This is a genomic window from Spirillospora sp. NPDC046719 (assembly GCF_040645715.1).
In the GTDB taxonomy this organism is placed as follows: Bacteria; Actinomycetota; Actinomycetes; order Streptosporangiales; family Streptosporangiaceae; genus Spirillospora.
Genome location: NZ_JBEYYT010000024.1, coordinates 29,767 through 49,865, shown reverse-complemented (window position 1 = coordinate 49,865; position 20,099 = coordinate 29,767). Strand labels below are relative to the sequence as shown.

At 70.5% G+C, this 20,099-nt stretch carries 19 protein-coding genes and 2 pseudogenes; 12 read left to right on the top strand and 9 right to left on the bottom strand.

The annotated features are described in order from the left end of the window. Together ABZ914_RS07080 and ABZ914_RS07075 are read right to left on the bottom strand one after the other, a co-directional pair. The coding region (locus tag ABZ914_RS07080; protein ID WP_500192168.1) for a hypothetical protein at nt 1-215 on the bottom strand (215 nt) is incomplete at its 3' end. Nucleotides 216-248: 33 nt separating this feature from the next. Further along, nucleotides 249-2,324: a molybdopterin-containing oxidoreductase family protein gene (locus tag ABZ914_RS07075; RefSeq protein WP_500192167.1), complete on the bottom strand. Its 2,076-nt coding sequence runs from the start codon at nt 2,322-2,324 to the stop codon at nt 249-251. 165 nt (nt 2,325-2,489) lie between these two features. Here ABZ914_RS07075 and thyX point away from each other — a divergent pair, with 165 nt between their 5' ends. Next, nucleotides 2,490-3,287 carry an FAD-dependent thymidylate synthase gene (thyX, locus tag ABZ914_RS07070; protein ID WP_387030244.1) on the top strand — a complete coding sequence of 266 codons (798 nt, stop codon included), beginning with the start codon at nt 2,490-2,492 and terminating at the stop codon, nt 3,285-3,287. 77 nt (nt 3,288-3,364) lie between these two features. Next, a complete protein-coding gene (locus ABZ914_RS07065) occupies nt 3,365-4,087 on the top strand; it encodes a dienelactone hydrolase family protein (protein WP_500192166.1) in 723 nt (240 codons plus the stop codon). Nucleotides 4,088-4,117: 30 nt separating this feature from the next. Here ABZ914_RS07065 and ABZ914_RS07060 read toward each other — a convergent pair whose 3' ends face one another. Beyond that, a complete protein-coding gene (locus ABZ914_RS07060; protein ID WP_190864005.1) occupies nt 4,118-4,522 on the bottom strand; it encodes a PaaI family thioesterase in 405 nt (134 codons plus the stop codon). Between the two features lie 758 nt (nt 4,523-5,280). Here ABZ914_RS07060 and ABZ914_RS07055 point away from each other — a divergent pair. Further along, nucleotides 5,281-5,526, top strand: coding sequence for a hypothetical protein (locus ABZ914_RS07055; protein WP_500192165.1), 246 nt, complete (start codon nt 5,281-5,283; stop codon nt 5,524-5,526). Nucleotides 5,527-5,810: 284 nt separating this feature from the next. Here ABZ914_RS07055 and ABZ914_RS07050 read toward each other — a convergent pair whose 3' ends face one another. Beyond that, nucleotides 5,811-7,172, bottom strand: a complete 1,362-nt coding sequence (locus ABZ914_RS07050; RefSeq protein ID WP_500192164.1) for a serine/threonine-protein kinase — start codon at nt 7,170-7,172, stop codon at nt 5,811-5,813. Between the two features lie 1,273 nt (nt 7,173-8,445). Beyond that, nucleotides 8,446-8,601, bottom strand: coding sequence for an Lsr2 family DNA-binding protein (locus ABZ914_RS07045; protein WP_500192163.1), 156 nt, complete (start codon nt 8,599-8,601; stop codon nt 8,446-8,448). Nucleotides 8,602-8,805: 204 nt separating this feature from the next. Between ABZ914_RS07045 and ABZ914_RS07040 the strand changes: the two genes are divergently transcribed. Together ABZ914_RS07040 and ABZ914_RS07035 are read left to right on the top strand one after the other, a co-directional pair. Further along, nucleotides 8,806-9,117, top strand: a complete 312-nt coding sequence (locus ABZ914_RS07040; RefSeq protein WP_500192162.1) for a hypothetical protein — start codon at nt 8,806-8,808, stop codon at nt 9,115-9,117. Nucleotides 9,118-9,525: 408 nt separating this feature from the next. Then, nucleotides 9,526-9,909, top strand: coding sequence for an STAS domain-containing protein (locus ABZ914_RS07035; protein ID WP_500192161.1), 384 nt, complete (start codon nt 9,526-9,528; stop codon nt 9,907-9,909). 14 nt (nt 9,910-9,923) lie between these two features. Here ABZ914_RS07035 and ABZ914_RS07030 read toward each other — a convergent pair whose 3' ends face one another. Beyond that, nucleotides 9,924-10,274, bottom strand: coding sequence for a hypothetical protein (locus ABZ914_RS07030; protein WP_500192160.1), 351 nt, complete (start codon nt 10,272-10,274; stop codon nt 9,924-9,926). 520 nt (nt 10,275-10,794) lie between these two features. After that, nucleotides 10,795-11,090, bottom strand: a pseudogene (locus tag ABZ914_RS07025) (helix-turn-helix domain-containing protein); the annotation flags it as partial. Between the two features lie 273 nt (nt 11,091-11,363). On the opposite strand from ABZ914_RS07025, the gene ABZ914_RS07020 reads away from it, so the two are divergent. From ABZ914_RS07020 to ABZ914_RS07010, 3 genes are read left to right on the top strand one after another with little or no spacing between them, the layout of a single operon-like run. Beyond that, nucleotides 11,364-11,963: an RNA polymerase sigma factor gene (locus ABZ914_RS07020; protein ID WP_500192159.1), complete on the top strand. Its 600-nt coding sequence runs from the start codon at nt 11,364-11,366 to the stop codon at nt 11,961-11,963. A 2-nt stretch (nt 11,964-11,965) separates the two neighbouring features. Beyond that, nucleotides 11,966-12,973: a CU044_5270 family protein gene (locus ABZ914_RS07015; protein WP_500192158.1), complete on the top strand. Its 1,008-nt coding sequence runs from the start codon at nt 11,966-11,968 to the stop codon at nt 12,971-12,973. Then, complete coding sequence (locus ABZ914_RS07010) at nt 12,970-13,665, top strand: hypothetical protein (RefSeq protein WP_500192157.1); 696 nt, start codon at nt 12,970-12,972, stop codon at nt 13,663-13,665. The genes ABZ914_RS07015 and ABZ914_RS07010 overlap by 4 nt, the downstream gene beginning before the upstream one ends. Nucleotides 13,666-14,064: 399 nt before the next feature. Here the strand turns inward: ABZ914_RS07010 and ABZ914_RS07005 are convergent, their stop codons facing one another. Then, nucleotides 14,065-14,709 (bottom strand): TetR/AcrR family transcriptional regulator, encoded by a 645-nt coding sequence (locus ABZ914_RS07005; protein ID WP_500192156.1) that lies wholly within the window; start codon nt 14,707-14,709, stop codon nt 14,065-14,067. A 147-nt stretch (nt 14,710-14,856) separates the two neighbouring features. Between ABZ914_RS07005 and ABZ914_RS07000 the strand changes: the two genes are divergently transcribed. From ABZ914_RS07000 to ABZ914_RS06985, 4 genes and pseudogenes are all read left to right on the top strand, one after another. After that, entirely contained in the window at nt 14,857-15,636 is a 780-nt protein-coding gene (locus tag ABZ914_RS07000; protein WP_500192155.1) for a glucose 1-dehydrogenase, read from the top strand. Next, nucleotides 15,633-16,109, top strand: a complete 477-nt coding sequence (locus ABZ914_RS06995; protein WP_500192154.1) for a nitroreductase/quinone reductase family protein — start codon at nt 15,633-15,635, stop codon at nt 16,107-16,109. The genes ABZ914_RS07000 and ABZ914_RS06995 overlap by 4 nt, the downstream gene beginning before the upstream one ends. Nucleotides 16,110-16,218: 109 nt before the next feature. Continuing rightward, nucleotides 16,219-16,533 (top strand): annotated as a pseudogene (locus tag ABZ914_RS06990) (IS5 family transposase); the annotation flags it as partial. 200 nt (nt 16,534-16,733) lie between these two features. Then, on the top strand, nt 16,734-17,171 hold the full coding sequence (locus ABZ914_RS06985) for a transposase (RefSeq protein WP_500192153.1): 438 nt from the start codon (nt 16,734-16,736) through the stop codon (nt 17,169-17,171). Nucleotides 17,172-18,149: 978 nt separating this feature from the next. Here ABZ914_RS06985 and ABZ914_RS06980 read toward each other — a convergent pair. Next, nucleotides 18,150-20,045, bottom strand: a complete 1,896-nt coding sequence (locus ABZ914_RS06980; RefSeq protein WP_500192152.1) for an acyl-CoA synthetase — start codon at nt 20,043-20,045, stop codon at nt 18,150-18,152. Between the last annotated feature and the right edge of the window lie 54 nt (nt 20,046-20,099).

The following is a 20,099-nucleotide window of genomic DNA, read 5'->3' as shown; positions in this document are numbered from 1 at the left end:
GCCCGCTCGGCGCCGTCCAGCACCCGCAGCGCCTCGTCCACCCGGCCCGCCGCGGCGAGCGCGCGCGCCTGGCGGGCCCGGACGGCGACGGCCGACGGCCGGTCCCCACGCGCCTCGGCGTCCTGCGCGGCGGACGCGTACGCCCCCGCGGCCTCCTCCGGGCGGCCCTGCCGCTCGTACTTGCGGGCGCGGTCGAGCATGGCCTGAAACGTCATCGATCCCTCCGTACGGCGCATACCGTATCGGGATCAGCCGGCAGCGGTGATCTCGACGCGGGTGTCGTGGAACACCGGGCCGCCGCCGAGGTCGGTGGCGCGCTCGTCCACCACCGCGTTGGCGTTCGAGCCGCCGGCGAACTTCGGCCAGTGCCCCTTCGAGGTCGCCGCGACACCGGGCCTGACCTGGTCGGTCACCCGCAGGACGGCCTCGAACGAGCCGCGGTCGTTGCCGACCCGGACCCGCTGCCCGTCCGCCAGGCCCCGCGCCGCCGCGTCGTCCGGGTGGACCCGCACGGCCGGGCCGCCCGCCCGGCGCCGCAGCTCCGGGTTGTTCGCGAACTGGGTGTTCAGGAACTCGTGCGACGCCGCCGAGACCAGCGCGAGCGGGTAGCGCCGCGCCCGCTCCGGATCGGCGACCTCGGCCGGCGGGACGTACCCGGCCAGCGGGTCCGCCCCGGCCGCGGCCGCCCGCGCCGACCGGAACTCCAGCCGCCCCGACGGCGTCGGGAACCCGTCCGCGTACGGGACGAACGGGTCCGGCACGGCCATCCGCACGAACCCCTCCTCGCGCAGCCGGTCCAGCGTGATGCCCGCCATCCACGGGTGGTCGGAGGCCAGGAGCTGCTCGGCGAGCCGCTCGTCGGAGTCGTACACGGCCGGCTCCTCGACGCCCATCCGCCGCGCGAGCCGCCGGAACGTCTCCGACGTCGGCAGGCACTCGCCGGGCGGCGCGACCGCCGGCTCGTTCCAGGTCAGGTACAGGTGGCCGTAGCCCTCGTGCAGGTCGGCGTGCTCGTGCTGCGCCGTCGCCGGGAGCACGATGTCGGCGTAGTCCACGGTGTCGGTCGGGAACTGCTCCAGCACCACCGTGAACAGGTCCTCGCGCGCGAGGCCCCGCCGCACCCTGTCCTGGTGCGGCGTGCTGCCCGCCGGGTTCGCCGCGATCACGAACAGCGCCTTCACCGGCGGGTCCTGGATGTCCAGCAGCCCCTCGCCGAGCCGGCTCATCGACAGCGTCCGCACCGGCCCCGGGCGCAGGTCGTCCCGGTACAGCGCCGCCTTGTTCAGCTTGACGTGCCCCGACGTCGAGAACGCGAGGCCGCCGCCGTGCAGCCGCCAGTCCCCGGTGACCGCCGGGACGCCGGCCAGCACCCGGAGCGCCGCCCCGCCGCCGGAGTGCCGCTGGAGGCCCTGCGTCGCCCGGATGGCGGTGGGACGGGTGCGCGCGATCCGCTCGCCCAGCGCGGCGATGTCCGCCGCCGGAACGCCGGTGATCTCCGCGGCCCGCTCCGGCGGGAACTCCGCGATCCGCTCCCGGAACTCCTCCCACCCCTGCGTGTGGTCCCGCAGGAACTCCTCGTCCTGCGCGCCGAGGCCCACGATCACGTTCAGCAGCCCCAGCGCGAGCGCCGCGTCCGTGCCGGGCAGCGGGGCCAGGTGCTCGTCGGCCTGCTCCGCCGTCCGCGTCCGGACCGGGTCGATCGCCACCAGGTGCGCGCCCGCCCTGCGCGCGTCCTGGACGAACTTCCACACGTGGTGCCCGCTGGTCAGCGGGTTCGTGCCCCACAGCAGGATCAGCCGCGCGTGCGCCAGGTCCTGCGGGTCCATGCCGCCCGCGGAGCCGATCGCGGCCTCCATCCCGGCCGCCCCCGCCGCCGAGCAGATGTCGACGGCGTGCGCCGACGCGCCCAGCGCGTTGAAGAACCGGCGCCCGCCGAAGCCCTCGCAGCCCTGCAGGTAGCCGAGCGTGCCCGTCCCCCAGTAGGGCCAGACGGCCTCGCCGCCGTGCTCGGCGATCACGCCGCGCAGCCGCCCGGCGATCTCGTCCAGCGCATCGTCCCAGGTGATCCGCTCGAAGCGCCCCTCGCCCTTCGCGCCGGCGCGGCGCATCGGGTACAGGATCCGGTCGGGCTGCTCCGCGCGTTCGAGCCACCGGTTCACCTTGGTGCACAGCGCCCCGCGCGTGTACGGATGGTCCGGGTTGCCGCGCAGCCGCACCGCCTTCCCGTCCCGGACGGTCACCGCCCACGAGCAGCCGTCCGGGCAGTCCAGCGGGCACGCTCCCAGCACCGTCAGCCCGGCCAGCCCCGAGCCCTCCTCGACCATCCTCGAACCCCCCGTAGCAGGTGAAACCTCTCCAGTGTCCGACATAACCACATGAGCGTCGTCCCGGGACGCCCATGACGCGCGGTGCCGGGCACCCGGGTCGCGGCGCCCCCGGCGGGGTGGTTTCCTATAGGACGATGGAACCGGCCCGTAGGGGGATACGAAGTGAAGAGCGTCGAGCCTGAGGTGTTCCTCGTTGCGCGGCCCGAACTGGACTACGGCGAGGTGGCCCGGTACCTGCGGGACGTCGGCGGCGAGAGCTGGCTGGAGCGCCTCGACCGGGGCGACCTCGACGGCGAGCTGAACGACCCCCAGGCCCTCGCGGAGTTCGCCGGCCGGCTCTGCTACCGGTCCTGGGAGCCGGGCCTCAACCCCAACGTGACCAAGGTCCGCACCGACTCGTCCGCCTACCTGGAGAACATCCTCCGCAGCCTGCACGGCTCGGTGCTGGAGCACGTGAGCTTCAGCTTCGTGCTGCACAACGTCAGCCGCGTGCTGACCCACGAGCTCGTGCGCCACCGCCCCGGCGTCGCGATCTCGCAGGAGTCGCTGCGGTACGTCCGGCTCACGGACATCCCCTTCTGGTTCCCCGAGTGGGCCCGCGAGGACGCCGAGCTGATGAAGCGCGCCACCGCGATGCTGGAGCAGATGGAGGAGTTCCAGGGGTGGATGACCGAGCACTTCGGGCTGGACGAGGAGGGCGTCCCCTTCAAGGAGAAGAAGCACAAGACCTCCTTCATGCGCCGCTTCGCCCCCGAGGGCCTCGGCACGGGCCTGGTCTGGACGGCGAACGTCCGCAGCCTGCGGCACACCCTGGAGAACCGGACCGCGCCCGGCGCCGAGGAGGAGATCCGCCTGCTCTTCGGCAAGATCGGCGAGCTCATGCGCACGGAGGCGCCCGACCTGTTCGGGGACTACGAGGTGGAGGACGGCGCCTGGATCCCGAAGTGGCGCAAGGTCTGACGACCGCCCGGGGGCGCTGAGCCGGCGCCCGCGCGGGCCTGTACGTACGACGTACGCCTGCGGCAGGATGGGGCGGCATGTCGGACATCGTGATTCCCGCCGGCGCCCGCGAGCTGCCCGGGTACCTCGCCGTCCCCGAGGGCGAGGGTCCGTGGCCCGCCGTCGTCATCGTGTTCGAGGCGTTCGGCGCCACCCCTGACATGCGCGCGCAGGCCGACCGGTTCGCCTCCCACGGCTACCTGGCCGTCCTGCCGGACTTCTACGACGGCGCGCCGTGGGTGCGGTGCGTCCGCAAGGCGCTGGGGGAGATGCGCGCCGGACGCGGCCCCACCTACGACGCGGTCGAGGCGACGCGCGCGTGGCTGGCCGCGCGCGGCGACTGCACCGGCGACGTGGGCGTGTGCGGCTTCTGCATGGGCGGCGGGTTCGCGCTGGTCGCCGCGGCGAAGTACGACTTCCAGGCGGCGGCGGTCAACTACGGCATGCTGCCGAGGAGGCCGGAGGAGGCGCTGCGGGAGGCGTGCCCGATCGTCGCCAGCTACGGCGGCGCGGACCCGACCCTCCGCGGCGCCGCTGCCAAGCTCGACCGGGCGCTGACCGCCGGGGGAGTCCCGCACGACGTGCGGGAGTACCCCGGCAGCGGCCACGGCTTCCTCACCGAGACCGAGCCGCCGGGCCTCCTCGGCCCGGTCACGAAGATCGCTTTCGGCCTGGGGAAGGGCCGCGAGAACGCGCCCGTCGCCTGGGAGCGCGTCTTCGCCTTCTTCGACGAGCACGTCGCTAAAAAATCTACAACGTAAAGGCGTCGGGCCGTGGCGCCGGGCGTTCGGTCACGTCCGCAGGACGGCCTGGGTCTGGGTCACCTGGGCGACGCGGCGGCCGGTGCCGTCGTAGAGGTCGGTCTGCACGACGATGGACGTCCGGCCCGTGTGCAGCGGATGCGAGACGCCCCGGACGCTGCCCTCCTTCACGCCCCTGAAGAAGTTGGTCTTGGACTCCAGCGTCGTCGTGGACGCGCCCGGCGGCAGGTTGAGGAAGGCGCAGGCCGCGCCGAGCGTGTCGGCGAGCGCCATCAGCGCCCCGCCGTGCATCAGCCCGCCGGCCGTGCAGCGGTCCGCCGCCCAGTCGAGGCGGCCCGTGACCTCCTCGGGAGCGGCCGCGTCGATCTCCACGCCGAGCGCGCGGGCGAACGGCATGGCGTCGGTGATCTGGTCGGGGGTGAGCCCGGTGGTCATGGATCCTCCTCGGACGGCGCCGGAACCTACCCGGCCCACCTTCACGATCAGACCCGCGCGCCGTCCATTACCTCATAGGTAAAGCCGAGGCGTCCGACCACGTCGGAGGGAGTCGATCGGGGAGCCTCCTACCTGCAGCGATGCAGGGAGGAGGTCGCAGGTGATCGTGAGGTGTTCGAGCACGTTGGCTCCCCACTCTGGCTCCCGTAGCTCCCTTCCAGAGCAGCAGGGGTTCGCGGCAATGACACCAGCAGCCATGAGGAGCCGAGGCCGCCAACACCTGGGCAGTCAAGCCGGTATCCAGTCGTGGCCGTCACTACCGGCGACGCTAGCCCTGCGGATTAAAAGTCCGAAACTGCCGTATCGGTGCGGCCTGCTCGGTGTCGGCTGGTGTCGATCCGTCCGCATCGAGTCCGATTCGCGTGCCGCACGGTGCCGCCGCGCGCCGATCCGGTTCGGAACCGCCGAGCCGACAACGAGCCGACATGGACCATTGGCGGTCTGGTGGCTTGCTCATCGACGGCCCTATCTGACCAGGCTGGATGGAGTCTTCGGCAAGCGCAGCGTTCCGTCCGCGTCCTGGTGCTGCGCCTGGTCCGGGAGAACCCCGGCTGGGGATATCGGCGCGTGCATGGCGAACTGCTGGTGCTCGGGGTGAAGGTGGTCGCGTCGACCGTGGGAGATTCATCGACCCGGCACCCGAACGCGCCGCCGGCACGTGGGCCGCCTTCCTACGCTCCCAGGCCGACACGCTACTGGTGTGCGACTTCCTGGAGACGGTCACCCTGACCGGGGCGCGCATGTACGTGCTGGCCGTGATCGAACACCGCACCCGCCGGATCCGCATCCTGGGTGCGACCGCCCACCCGACCGCCTCCTGGATGACGAAGGCGGCCAGAAACATGGTCATGGACCTGGAAGACGTCGGTTGCCAGGCAGGGGGTCCTGATCTGGAACCGACGGCACTTGCTTCATGCGCTGCGCGAGTTCGAGATCTTTTATAACCGCCATCGTCCTCACCAGGGCATCACGAACGCCCGACCGTGTGCCCCGCTGCCCGCCGATCACCGACCGCGACCAGATTGCCCGGCTGGACGTGCGACGACGCCAACGCCTCGGCGGAATCCTCAACGAGTACGAGCATGCGGCGTGACCTGCACGGATGTAGTTTTCGGCAGGGGTGAGGTCGTCCGGGAGTAAAGACGGCCCAGCGCGGCGGCGAACACCACCCTGTTTCTCGCTTCAGCCACGCCGCCCTGAGCCTTGGCACCCGTCCGGGCTAGGCGGCTCAGGCGACCTCGATTCGCAGGAGCGTCCTGCCGTCGTCGAGGACGACCTCGACACTGATGACGCCCGGCACGTGGACGGGGCGGACCCCGATGGTGCAGCTCCTGCCGTCCGGGGCCAGCGTGCACGGGCTCACGGCCGCGACGCCGGGCTTGGTCTGCAGCCACTGCTGGACGGCTTGGAACGTCGCTCGATCGGTGGGCGTGGCGGGGCCGGAGCACGCTGCGCCGCATGCGCGGGCGGCAGTGAGGGTGACCTGTGCCCTGCCGCCGCCGACGTTCTTCTCCGATGTACGGGTGTAGCCGCTGGGCGCCCCGAGCTTCTCGGCGATGCTCAAGTTGTTCTCGTAGGTGGAGTCCGCGCCGCCACGGATGACGAACGCGAGCACCGCCGCGGCCGCGACGGCCGTCAGTGCCGCGCCGATCAGCACGGGCCACAGGAGTTTCGCGCGCCGCCTCGCCGGCGCCCCGGGCATCGGGGCCTGGGGGACCCCCGGCGGTGGCACTTGGACAGGTGTTCGCTGGGGCGGTCCGGCGGGTGCCGGCTGACCCGAAGCGAGCTGGGCCAGCATCACCTGGAGCCGGTCGACGGTCAGCCGCTGGGCCGGGTCCTTGCGGAGAAGACCGCTGATGACCGGCTCAAGGGGGCCCGCGTGAGCGGCGGGTGCGGGATCTTCGGTCGCGACGGCGACGAAGACCGCGCCGGTGCTCGTGCCTGTGAACGGGGGACGGCCCTCCACGGCGGTGTAGAGGGTCGCGCCCAGCGACCAGAGGTCGGTCTCGGCGCCGGTCGGACGCCCGCGTACCTGCTCGGGCGACATGAAGGCGGGGGTCCCGATGACCTCGCCCGAGCGGGTCAGGGCGGCATCGCCGTCGACGGCGGCGATGCCGAAGTCGGTCAGGACGACCCGGTCGCCTTCCAGGAGGACGTTGGCCGGCTTGATGTCGCGGTGGGTGATGCCCGCCCGGTGCGCAGTGTGTAGGGCGTTGAGCATCTGCAGGCCGATCCTCGCGGCCTGTTGGGGCGGGAGCGGCCCCTGGGCTTTGAGGAGGTCGTCCAAGGACCCGCCGTGCACCAGTTCCAGGACGATCCAGGGGCGTCCGTCGTCACCGGTCACCAGATCATGGACGGTGACGATGCCCGGGTGCTTCAACCGCGCGGCCGCGCGCGCCTCCCGGTCCAGCCGCGCGATCCAGGTCCGCCGCTGGTCGGCGCTGAGATGCTCGGGGAGCCGGAGTTCCTTGACGGCGACGTCTCGCCCCAGCTGCCCGTCATGGGCGCGCCAGACGGCTCCCATGCCGCCCCGTCCCAGCAGCCCCGTCAACCGGTACCGGTGGGCGAGGACCTGACCGAGATCGTTCACGAGCCGACCCTAGCCGCGCCCCGCTCAAACAGACAACCGCGTCCGGCGCGGCGCACCGGCGAGCCGGGCCGCCATGCTTTTCTGCCACTTCCTGCGCTCGGGCCGCAGCGGCCGCCGGCATGACGGCCGCACGGCGCCCTCGATGGCGACGGCAGCGTCCGGCTCGGTTGGCCGATGTCCGGCTTCCGGCGCCTCTGCAACGGACGTTCATGATCGTGGCGTGGCGTGGTGTCCGATATTTTCTATCAGTCCCGCGTCGTGGCTGGCGCGACGCTGCCCACGGCGGCCGAGGGACGTGACGCAGCCCGGCTCATCGCGTGGGCTGACCGGGTCGTGGTTCGCCAGCCGGTGTGCGGTGGCGTCCGGCGCTGTGGCCAGCCGCGGTCGCCTACGGGGCGGCGTTCAGCACCCAGGCGCTGAGCGGGACCGGCATCGCAAACCCGTCCACGTCGTGGCCTCCACCAGCGACGGTCTGTCGAGTCTCCGCGCGCCGTTCGCGGTCGCCGGCGATGCGCACAATGCCGAGGACGGGTTGGAGCAGCGCCTCTACGGAGCCGAACCCGACGACGACCGTCCGGGCCGGTCGCGGTAGGACGCCCGGCTGAAGCGCCGCCGTCGACCAGACCCACCGGATAGGCGTCGTCCTCGGCCGTATCCCCGGCCTCCCGGACGCCCCGGTGATCTGGGACGGCAGTGACCGCCCACCCGGTGGCGGCGCGCCGCTGGGCGTGACCAGCCCGGTCAACGCCGTCGTCAACGAACTGCGGCGGCAGGCCCGGATCGAGATCGTCGGCCAGATGTTCGACGACGCCGGGCCGACCTTGATGAGCGCCGACCAGACCTGGGAACGAGCCGTAGGAGCTGAAGGCGGCGGGCGATCGGAACCGGTCGACACCCTCAGTACGCGCCAGGATGTTCACCGCCGGCAAGATCCTCGATGCCGTGCAGCACGGTCAGGGTCGTGCCGGAAGCGGTGCCCGCCGCGGAGGTCCGCTCGGCGGCCATGGTGATGGTTGCCGGTGACCAGCCTGGTCGTCGGGCACCGGAATCGTGGTGGCGATGGCACGAGATCGAGGACCTCAGCCGCCAGCACCGGACAACCAAACCCGACTACTCCATGTCCTCGGAGTCCTTGATCAAGGAGCTGAACGCCTGTGACCGCTCATGATGCTGCGAGCACCTCGGAAGAGCACCTGATCCGGACGTCCATGACCACGCCATGAGGCCTGAGGCACTCTGAGCGCGCGGATCCATCGTGGCTCGTTGTGCTCCCTCAGTGGTAGCCGGTGCCGTGGGAGGCCTCGTACTGCTCGATGACAATGACTGGCAGCGGCCCCTCCCGTGGGACCTTGATACCCACGCTCTGGGCCCAATGCCTGATCGCCGCATCGCTTCCGACCAGCGCGTGCGACGCGCGGCGCTCCTCCAATGCCTGCTCTACTTCCTGTCTAGTGCAACACCGACCCCGACCGCACCGGCGAACTCGCCCGCCGCTGGCCGGCCGAGGTCAGCGCTGAGCGGCCTGGCCCGAAACGCCTCGCCGTCACCGCCACCCGCCTCGCCGGTGTCCGAATCGATCACGGTGAGAAAACCTCAATAGACTGACCTGCTGAACCGCTCTCCAGTGCATTGAGTGGTGGAACGACTGACGCGAGCCGAGTCCAACACCCCTCATCGGGAAAGGAAGACGCAGATGCGACTACGTAAAGCAGCCGTGAGTGCCGGGTTCACCATCCTGGCGGTCAGCGGACTGAGTACGGCCGCCCAGGCGGCCGCCCCGCAGATCGGCGGCTCCTCGAAATTTGGGCCGGGTCCAGGGTGGACGCTGGTCGATAACTATGCGAGCCGTTTCGAGTGCGTGGATGCGGGCCAGCAGTACGAGCGTGAGGGCTGGAAATACATCTGCTGGGACCAGGCCTTTACTACACAACTCTGGATCAGATAGCTCAGGCACCGAGCGCTGTGAACAGATCACACACGTAATGAATGTCCGGTCCGGCGGATTAACCTTCGGTTACAAATCCGTCTCGGCCGCACGAAGGAAGGGCGAGGCCCCGCGGCCTTGCCCTTCACTCGTGCGGATCCGGATGCACACCCGCGAGGTCCTGCTGCAGAGCGTTTGTTGGGCATGAGGGTCTCGCAGCGTGTTCCTCGCCTTGGTGAACATTTTGCGCCGGTCAGTGAGCCATTCGACGTCTCAGCCCGTCCCCTGCGGACTTCCTGAGACCGTCACGTTCACGGGTGCGCGGATGTACCTGCTGGCGGTCATCGAGCACCACACCCGCCGCATCCGGGTTCCGTGAGTGTGGGCGGTAAAGGCGCGGCTGTTGGGCGACGATGACGACGTGCCCTGGTGGCCGAGCTGATCGCCGAGCACCTGCCCCTCGTCAGCGTAACGCGCACGGGCGCCTCTCTCGCCTTCGGACGGGATGAAGAGAGACTTAGCCGGAGGTGGCGGCATGGCCGTGACGCCGGAGGGGCGTCGTCGGCATCGTCGTCGACGTACGGGACGTCTGTGTCCGAGTTGGGCGCGGGCGTGCAGCAGATCGGCCCGTGGCTGGTGGTCGAGGTGACCGGCGAGCAGGACCTGGTCACCGCTCTGGGCTTGCTCGCCCGGGTCGGCAAGCTGATCGCGTTGACGACCTCGCCGTGTATCGCGCTGGAGATGTCGGGAGGCACCTTCTGCGATTCGTCGGCGATCAACGCGGTGGTCCGGCTGTGGAAGCGGGCAACATGACCATGTCGGGGACCCTACTCGCGCCTGCCACCCGGCGGACGCTGCATCACCGGCCGCCCTCCGGCCACGCCGACGAGCACAAATCCGTGCGTGCCGTACCGGTCGGTCAACGCGCCGATACCGGCGTTAGAGCCGCCGATCGGTTCGACGACCACCCGCAACCCGTGGCCCAGGCGGTCGGCCAGGGCAATGACATCGCGCAGTGCTTCCTCAGCGAGTCCCTCGCCGTGCCGACCGGGCGGCGTTCGGAGGATCTGCATCGTGATCGGCTCATCCGGCCCAGCCCAGGTCAGCGTGAGCAGCACCTCCGGATGCGCCGCGCGCACGTGAGTCGCCGCCATGCGGAACCGCTCGTACTCCTGCACACCGCCTAGGTACCCGTCACGAGTGCTGTCGACCTCACACGCGCGGTCGCGCGACCGCCGCCGGTCACCTTCGCCCCGGCGGGAGCGCCCGAGAGCGGGAAGGCAGGCCGGTGCGTCCCTGTGAACGCGGCGGTGATGACGGCGAGGCGTCGCCGACGTCGGCGCGAACGCGGACCGCCGGCCCGCATGCGTTAGCGGGACCACGTCGCCGGGTTGGTCCCGGTCCGTGTCGTCGGGACGTGATCGTCCCTGCCCGTCGGGCCCGCTGTGTGGCGAGGTCGGCGGCCTCGCCATCGTCGGTGTCGTCGGGGTCTGGGGGTGGGGAGGCGGCAAGGAAGGCCAGGTGGGCGTGGGCGACCATGGCCATGGTGATGTGCCGGTGCCAGGCGGTGTGCTTGCGGAACCTGGTGGTGGTCCAGGCCGACCTCGTTCTTGGTCGCTTGGAAGCATTCCTGGACTCTGCAGCGGGATCGGCCACCCGCACCAGTTGGGGCAGACCGACCGGCCGGTTGGCCGCGCAGGTCAGGACGCGGTGCACGGTCGAGGGCGCCATGCCCAGGATCGAGGCGATGCGGGCCGGGCCGAGTTTTCGGTCCCGGCGTAGTCGGCACACATCGTCTTCCACTGGCGTGCGGTGGGCGATGGTGTGGCGGACGGCTGGAGCGATCGGCCAGCCCCGGCGATGCCCTCGGCGCGCCAGCGGGCGATCCGTTTATGCGCGGTGGAGCGGGAGACGCCCATTTCGGCGGCCACATGCGTAACCGGGCGGCCGGACTGCACCCGTTGGACCAGCAAGAGCCTGCCATGCACGGTCAGCCGGGCGTTACGGTGGGGCCACGAGGACCTTCGCTGTGGTGTGGAGCCTAGACACCTCCACCCACGTCGGAGGTCTTCCTCGCTCACCAGACGCCCACGGTGTCAACAACGTTCGTGATCAGTACAGCCAGCGCCTATGGAACACGCTCCTGGCGTGGGTGATGCCCCACGGTGCGGCCGTGCCGAAGGGCGTGAACCCGGGCCGCCTCGTCGGCCAAGGAGAGGTGACCCACCTGGTGCCCGCTACGGGCCCTGACGAAGGGACACCGCTCAATGCCCGCAGCGCCACCGCGCTCGCAGGCCGCGTCGTCGACCGACGTCGATGACGCGAGCCTCATCGAGCGATCGAGGAGCGAACCCGAGCTCTTCGCCGCGATCTTCGATCGCCACGCCGGGCGGCTGCGCGGATACGTCGCGCGCCGCCTCGGCCCCGATGCCGCTGACGACGTGGTCGCCGACACGTTCCTCATCGCCTTCCGCCGCCGGACCCGCTACGACCTGTCTCGTAGGGACGCGGCGCCGTGGCTGTACGGCATCGCGACCAACCTGATCGGCGAGCGGCGACGGGCCGAGGTGCGGATGTACCGTGCGTACGCCCGCTCCGGAGCCGACCCGCTCACCATCGAGGGCCACGCCCAGCGGGTGGCCGACGCCGTTTCCGCCGAGGCGGAGAGCCCACGCCTGGCCGCCGCGCTCGCGTCACTGAAAAAGCGCGACCGCGACGCGCTACTCCTCTTCACCTGGGGCGACCTGTCCTACGAGGAGGTCGCCCACGCGCTCGACGTGCCGGTCGGCACGGTGCGCTCACGCCTCAACCGAGCCCGGCGGAAGCTGCGTGCCGCCCTCGGTACCCCGACGACGAGCGAGGACTGACCATGAGTGAACCGAACACGAGCGAGCTGGACACGCTGCGGCGGATGCGGGCGCCCCTGGCCGAGCCCGAGCCGGTACGGCTCGCCGCGGTCCGGTCACAGGTGACCGCGCGATTCGACGAGCGCGGGCCTCGCGTCCGACTGTCGCGTACGAGCGTACAGCTGGTGGCCGTCGGCGCCATGGCCGTCACGATCGCCACCGGCGTGACCGTGGCCCAGAACCTCGGGGGCGTGGACCAGAACGGCCACCGCCACACCGGCATCCCGGGCCTGCCCGCCGGTCCCGTCGCCTCGGCGGGCGAGCTGGCCCACTGGGCCACGCTCGAGGCGGCGACCGAACCCGCCTGGAACCCACGGCCGAACCAGTGGACCTACCTCAAGGAGGTGCTCGCGACCTCTTCCGCCGGTACGGGGGGATCGCTGGCCGGGCGACCTGACCGACGCATCACCGTCGAACGCTGGCTCAGGGTCGACGGCATGCGACGGGCGACCAAGGAGAACGGGGGACGGCTCGAAGCCGTCCCGACCACGCCTATGGATCGCTCGGCCGTACCGCGGTCCGACTACACCTACCTGCGGTCGCTGCCCACCGACCCGAAGGCCCTGCTGGCCCTGGCCTACAAACAGGCGGAGCAGATGCCGCTCGGCCGCGACGCCGGGGCCTTCACCACGATCCAGGACCTGATGAGCCGCAGCGTCCTGCCGCCGAAGCTGCGCGCGGCCCTGTACGGGGCACTCGCCGCGATTCCCGGTGTCCGGCTGGACAAGGACGTGGCCGACGCGGCCGGGCGCCACGGCGTCGCCCTCTACCGGATCGACGAGGGCTACCTGCGCACCGACGTCATCATCGACCCGACCACGTACGCCTACCTCGGGCACCGCGCCATCGCCGTCAAGGACCACACGTCGACGGGTGACGACGGCACCTCGCGGTTCGTGAAGGGCCAGATCCTCGGCTGGTCCGCCCAGCTGACCACTGCCCTCGTCGACCGGCCGGGAGCCCAGCGGTGAGAAGAACCCTGACCACCGCGATCGCCGTCGCCGCGGGTGCGGTCAGCGCGCCCGTTTCGGCCACAGCCGTCACCGGCGTACGCCAGAACCCGCGCGCCGCGACCGGAAAGACCGCGGGCGGCACCGCGGCCATCTTGGATCCCCGGATGCGCACCCGTTTCGGGGCGCGCCCGGCGGCACGAGCTCCCCGACATGCGGCGTCCGACGTGCCCGTCGATCTGATGTTGCTCGACCACACCGGGAAACCCGCGACAGAGGACGACCTGGCGTTCCTCACCGAGACGACGACGGGCGAGAGCCCGGCACCCCTGGCACACCCCCATGAGCCTCACGCTCTCCCGCCCTCCCAGCACACCGACTCGGCGACACTGCCCCTCCTCGCGGTCCGCTACCGGATGACGCTCGATGAGCAGAACCGCGCCACCGCTGGAGCGGATCAGCACTTCGAGGTGCGCGTCGAACGGCCCGGCGGGGCCGTGGCCACCGATGTGACGAAGCTGACCGTCGACGCGTCCTTCGACGACGGCACCACCTGGCAGCCGGTCACCCTGACCTGGGCCGGCGACCACTGGACCGCCGCGCTCCGGAACGCCGCTGATGCGCAGCACGTGTCCCTCCGAGCGAGAGCGGCCGGCACCACGGGCGACGCCGTCGACCAGACGCTGATCCACGCGTACGGCATCACACGCTGACAGACCAAGAAGCCCTCGCCCCGGCGCCCTCACAGCCCGGGGCGGGGGCTCCCTGCTGCCTCACGTCTTCGGATCACCGCTCGTTGAGGGCTCTTCACAGATGGGGGTGTAGCTGCGGGGGCGACTGGGCTTGCGGGTCTTGGGTCACCCTCTCTTGCTGTCGTTGGGAGTTTCCCCCGAGAGGGCAGCCTTGCACGTTTGGGCCCGCTGCTGAGACTTCTTGTCGGGCCGTGCTGATGCCAGGCTGATCGAGGTGGTCAACACATCGAGACTCCCTCCTTCGGTGTCCGCCCCGGGATGCCCCGGGATGCCTCGCGAACGCCCTTGGTGCCGACGACTTCGATTGCGTAGGCATCAGCTCTTTTGGTGGCGGCGGGACTTTGTCGCCGTTGGAGGGACTCAGTCGTTGGTGGATGCCCCTGGTCCAGTCGCGGCGTACCGGGCGGCGATGGTGCGGACGGCCTCGTCGACCACCTGAGCGACGCGTTCGGCGCTCACCTCCCAGCCCGGCACCAGGAGTGTCGGCCAGAAGACGTAGTTGGAGATCATGCCCAGGAACTGGGTGGCTGCGAGGTCCACGTCCTCGACCCGCACCGTTCCCGCCTCGTGCTCAGCCAGGAGGTAGCTGCGTACGGACTCGAAGTAGGGCATCTTCCCGTGCGAGAACTGCGCATGGGCCAGCTCAGGGAACCGCGGCAGTTCGGCGATGACGATCCTGAACAGGTCGGTCATCTGGGGCCGGCTCAGCAGCTCGGCGTAACGGCGACCGATGATGCTGAGCCCGTCAACGACGTTGCCTGCCGGCGGAGGATCCTTCTCGTCAGCGGTCGACCAGGACTCGGTCACGATGGCGTCGAACAGGGCGGCTTTGGTCGGAAACTGCTTGAACAAGGTGGCCCGCGAGACGCCCGAGCACTCTGCGATCCGCGCCAGCGACGTCCGGTCGTAGCCCAACTCGAGAAACAGTGCGGTCGCGGCCGTCACGATCAGCGCGCGCTTCTCCTGGGCGACGCGTTGATGGTACGTCGGCACGACCCTGTTCATGGGCCGAGCATACGAGGTGAGTGGCTTGACTCGCCACTACCGCCGACCTAGTGTCGAGGCGATGGTGAGTCGCCCGGCTCACCACTGGCCGCCGTTCATCACTGGTGATCCCGGTCATTCACCTACGTACCGACGAAGGAACACTTGATGCCCCGCTTCGACAACCAGACCGTCCTCGTGACCGGTGGGACCGGCGGCCAGGGCTCGAGCCACGTACGCGCCTTTCACGAGGAGGGAGCGAACGTGGTGATCGGCGACATCGACACCGAACGCGGCGCCGCTCTCGCCGACGAGCTCGGGACCCGCGCTCGCTTCGCCCGCCTGGACGTCACCGACGAGAGCTCGTGGTCCGCCGCTGTGCTAGCCGCCGAGAGCGCCTTCGGCACCCTGAATGTGCTCGTCAACAACGCGGGCGTGCAGAATCCGCCTGCAACAATCGAAAACACGGACCAGGCCACGTGGTCGCGCATCCTCGACATCAACCTCACAGGGACCTTCCTCGGCATCAAGGTCGCAGCCCCCGCTCTGCGCCGCGCAGCAGGGGGAGCGATCGTCAACATCGCCTCGACCATGGGCCTGGGCGGCACGGCGCACTACGCGCCGTACGTCGCCAGCAAATGGGCCGTGCGAGGCCTCACCCAAACGGCAGCACTCGAGCTCGGCCGCGACCACATCCGGGTGAACACCATCCACCCCGGCGTGATCGCGACCCCTTTCATCCACGAACCAGCAGCTGGCGCAGTCGCGGCAATCGCCGACTTCTACTCACCCGAGCCGTTCGCCATTCCCCGGCTCGGGGAGCCGACCGACGTCACCCGGCTTCTCCTGTTCCTCACGTCATCAGACGCGTCGTTCATCACGGGGTCGGAGTACGTCATCGACGGTGGACTCCTCCTCGGCCCCGCCCTTCAGACCGAGACCGCATGAACACTCCAGACACGACCGGGTCGAACGACTCCGCACGGGACGCGTCTCTATCAGACCTGCCTAATCACATCCGACGAGCCATCGAGATCACCCCCGCCGCAGGCACCAGAGAACGGATCATCGACATCACGACGCTGGGTCGCCGCACCGGCCGGCCACGCCGCATCGAGATCTTCTTCTACCGAGCTGCGGGCAGCACCTACCTGTGTAGCGGCGCCGGCGGTGCCGCGACCGACTGGCATGCGAACCTTCTCGCCAATCCCGACTTCACCTTCCACCTCAAGAACGGGATCCGCGCAGATCTGCCTGCACGGGCCACGCCTGTCACCGACCCAGCTGAACGTCAGGCCGTGCTGGCGGAGATCGTCGCGGATCTCAATCAGCCCCACGACCCCGGCACCATCCGGCCGACCCGGCTCGAAGACTGGGCTGACAGTCGGCTGATGCGCATCAGCTTCCGCCATCGGCCGTGATCGGATCCCTCGACAGACGACCTACTCCCAGGGACTGGGGTGTAGTCACGGCTAGGGCCTGTTTCTTGGATCGGCTGACGGTGGGCGTTGGTTGGGTCACTGTGGGGTGATGGGTCGTGGTGACTTGACCGATGCGCAGTGGGAGCGGCTGGCGCCGTTGCTGCCGCCGACGGGCGGGCGGGGTGGACGGTGGGTCGATCACCGGCGGGTGATCAATGGGATCTGTCATCGGGTGCGGACTGGTGTGCCCTGGCGTGATCTGCCGCCGGGTTTCGGGGAGTGGATCACCGTCTACAAGCGGTTTCGGCGCTGGTCGGCGGATGGGACCTGGGAGCGGCTGCTTCAGGTGGTGCGTGCCCAAGCCGACGCCGCCGGGGGCATCGACTGGCGGGTGTCGGTCGATTCCACGATCGAGCGGGCGCACCAGCACGCGGGCGGCGCCCCGCACCGGCCGCCGCCCGCCCCACCGGAAAAGAGGGGACGGCGCCGGGACGAACCAGGACAACCCATCATGGCGCGGACTGGTCGCCCTGCTGGAGGAGGTGGCCCGGCAGGCGAAGCACTAGGACGTTCCCGCGGCGGGTTTCCAGCAAGATCCATCTGGCCGCCGACGGCCGCTGTCGGGTGCTGTCGTTCCTGGTCACTCCCGGTCAGTGGGGTGACAGCCCGCAGTTCGTCGCGGTCCTGGACGCCATCGGTGTCGCACGGCTGGGGCTGGGCCGCCTGCGCCGCCGTCCCGAGCATGTGCTGGCCGACAAGGCCTACTCCTCGCGGGCCAACCGGCTCCTCGCGGGCCAACCGGGCGTATCTGCGCCGACGCGGGATCGCGCACACCATCCCGGTGCTGGCCGACCAGCGGCAGCACCGCCGCGACCGCGGACGCCGCGGTGCTGCCGCCCGCCCGGCTTCGACCCCGAGCGCTACAAGCAGCGCAACACCGTCGAACGCGCCATCAACCGGCTCAAGCAGTTCCGAGCCGTCGCAACCCGCTTCGACAAACGCGGCTACCTGTTCACCGGCACCATCACCATCGCCGTCCTGCTCATCTGGCTACGCACCTGATCCAAGAAACAGGCCCTAGACCGCCTGGTCGACATCTGCACGACCAGCACCGAACAGATGTGCCGGATGCTCTGGGAGGATTTTGCTTCCGCGGGGTGCCCTTCATCCACGGTTAGCCGCGTGGATTCTGCACTGGTTCTCGTTGCGCACGATGCCTCGTTTGACCGGTCAAACCGAAAAACGTGCACGCGTGACATGGTTCTTCCGGGGCAGCGTTTAGTTAGGAGTAGATTTGTGATCGCGCGCTGCCCGGCACCGGCGATGGGGCGCCGCTGATGTCAACTCGATGCCTCGCAGTCATGGCTGCCGGGAGACTACGTACTCCTCGCGCCGTTGAGAAGGCGAGACGTCCGCGTTTACGTCATAGTGGAAATTCCCTCTTCTCGTTTGTCAAGGGTTCTTTGGACGCTGCGATACGCGTCCTCGACGGGACCATCCCCCGCAGGTGCGGGGCCGACGCCGTGTAGCAGGGGTGCAGGACGGGCCGCCGGGAACCATCCCCGCACGTGCGGGGCCGAGGCCGCACATCTGGGCCGGTGTCCCTGGCCGCCCGCCGAGCCTCCGCCTCGGGCCCGCGTGCGCTGGCCGCTGCCGACGTCTATCCGGTCACCGGGCGTGGTCGGCTGTCCTATCCGCGCGCCGAATACCTGTTCAAGACCGCCACCGCCGATTTGGGCCCCGCACGGGCAGGGCTGGGCACTCCACCAGTTGCGCCACTCCGCCCTGCGGGACCTGGCGGCGGGCGGCCGTTCGGCAGCCGAGGTGCAGGCCAAGAGTCGCCACCTGCACCTGGCCAGCCTCGGAACCTATGTCCGCCTCGGCGAAGCCACCTTGGCTCGTCTCACCGCCGAAACCGACCCACACGCCCGTCACCGACGCGGGCCTGGCCGTCCCGGCGTACACGCAGTGATCACCGGGCGGGTTCCGGGTGAGCCGCCCCGCCCCGGCTTTGTGCTGGTGCGCTGCCGGGCGGGGCGGTCATGAGGTGACCTCGTGGGTGAAGGGGTAGCGGCCGAGTTCGGCCGACAGGGCGCCGGCCTGGTCGGTGTCCGGGCTGCTGAGGTGGATGATCGCGTGGGGGCGTCCGTCGCGTGTCTGCGTCTGGACCTGGCCGTTCAGTTCCGCGCGGTCGAGTTCGTGGTGGACGATTCGTCGGATGGAGTCCAGGACCAGTTCCGGTTTGTAGATCTTGCCGACCTGGGTGGTGGGCAGGGTGTCGACCACGTGGACCGAGCGGGGCGCGGCTGCGGGTTCGGGAGCGTGCTCGCGGGCCCACTGGTGGAGCTGGGCGGTGGTGGCCGTAGCGCCGGGCTCCAGTACGAGGTAGGCGACGGGGACCTCGCCGGCGTGGGGGTCGGGTGCGCCGATCACCGCTGCGGCGCGCACGTCGCTGTGCGCCAGCAGCGACTCCTCGATGGGGCGGGGGTCGATGTTGTGGCCGCCGCGGATGATGAGGTCCTTGGCTCGGCCGGTGAGGTAGACGTAGCCGTCGGTGTCGATGTGACCGAGATCGCCGGTCATCAGCCATCCGTCGAAGATCTTTCCGGTCGGGTCGGGGGCGGGGCCGTCGGGTCCGGGGCGCAGGTAGCCGGGGAAGACCGAGGGCCCCTTGATGGCCAGGACGCCGGGGGTTCCTGGCGGGCAGTCGCCGGTCGGTTTGTCGTGGGCGTCGACGGTGACGGCCTTGACGTGCTGGTAGGGCAGCCGCAACCCGACCGATCCGGGCCGTGGGGCGAAGGCCGGTGTGGTCGCGGTTGCGCAGGTGGCCTCGGTCAGCCCGTAGCCCTCCAGCATCGGTACTTTGGCCGTGCCTTCGAAGGCGGTCCGGACGCGCGAGGGCAGGGGGGCGGCGCCGACGACGCCCGCGCGCAAGCTGGAGGTGTCGACGCCGTCGGGTACCGGCGGAAGGGCGGCGTACACGGTGGGGACGCCGGAGAAGCTCGTCACCCGGTAGTGCTCGATGATCTGCCAGAAGTCGGCCATCAGTGTCTTGTCGCGGTAGCCGAGCGGGCCGAGGCTGACCACGGGGCGGGCGTGCATGAACGGCCCCAGCCCGGTGACGTGGACGGCGTTGACGTGGAACAGCGGCAGCCCCGACAGTCCGACCGCGTCGTCGAGGTAGGCGCCTGAGCAGCCCAGTGCCCAGGCCATGTAGACCTCGTTGGCGTGGGTGTGGGGCGCTACCTTCGGCACTCCGGTGGTTCCGCCGGTGTGGAAGTAGGCCGCGAGGTCTTGTGGTGCGGGCCGGCGGTCGGTCAGCAGCCGGTCGTGGGGCTGGGCGGCGGTCAGGGAGGTGAAGTCGGCCGTGGTGACGCCGGCGACCGCGGCGGAGTCGGGCGGGGAGCCGACGGCGGCCACCGCTCGCAGGCCCGGGAGCCGGGAGGCGATTCGCAGTGCCTTGGCCCACAGGTCGGCCGACAGGTCCGGCCCAGGTGCCAGCAGGATCTGTGCCCTGGTCAGGGTGAGGATGTCGACCAGATGGTCCTCGGCGAGCATCGGATTGACCGGGTTGGCGATCCCGACGGCCTGGGCGCCCAGCAGCGCCGCGTAACCGATGCCCAGGTTGGGCAGCATGAGGGCGACGACACCGCCCGCGGGCAGGCCCAGTTCCAGGTAGGTGTTGGCCGCCTGGTGCACACGCTGCAGCAACGTGCCGTAGGTCCAGCAGGGCGCCTGCCGCCACAGGTGCCCGTCCTCACCCAGCAGGTACAGGGCGGGCCGGTCGGGGTGGGTGCCGGCCGAACGGGCCAGCAGGTCGTAAGTGCTGGCGGGCAGTCCCCGTTCGGTGAAGGGGATGGTTTCGATCGCGGGAACGTCCTGGGGCGCCACTACGAGGGGGCGGTCGCCGCGCGTGTGCGGGGCTGGGGCGGACACTGTCGGTTTCTCCTTGCGGCGGGTCAGGCGCTCATGGCCGTGAAGGGGACGGAC

Bases quoted from the DNA above. Each gene is read 5' to 3' on its own strand.
- ABZ914_RS07075 (WP_500192167.1), bottom strand. From the start codon at position 2,324: ATGGTCGAGGAGGGCTCGGGGCTGGCCGGGCTGACGGTGCTGGGAGCG.
- ABZ914_RS07065 (WP_500192166.1), top strand. From the start codon at position 3,365: ATGTCGGACATCGTGATTCCCGCCGGCGCCCGCGAGCTGCCCGGGTAC.
- ABZ914_RS07060 (WP_190864005.1), bottom strand. From the start codon at position 4,522: ATGACCACCGGGCTCACCCCCGACCAGATCACCGACGCCATGCCGTTC.
- ABZ914_RS07020 (WP_500192159.1), top strand. From the start codon at position 11,364: ATGCCCGCAGCGCCACCGCGCTCGCAGGCCGCGTCGTCGACCGACGTC.
- ABZ914_RS07015 (WP_500192158.1), top strand. From the start codon at position 11,966: ATGAGTGAACCGAACACGAGCGAGCTGGACACGCTGCGGCGGATGCGG.
- ABZ914_RS07005 (WP_500192156.1), bottom strand. From the start codon at position 14,709: ATGAACAGGGTCGTGCCGACGTACCATCAACGCGTCGCCCAGGAGAAG.
- ABZ914_RS07000 (WP_500192155.1), top strand. From the start codon at position 14,857: ATGCCCCGCTTCGACAACCAGACCGTCCTCGTGACCGGTGGGACCGGC.
- ABZ914_RS06995 (WP_500192154.1), top strand. From the start codon at position 15,633: ATGAACACTCCAGACACGACCGGGTCGAACGACTCCGCACGGGACGCG.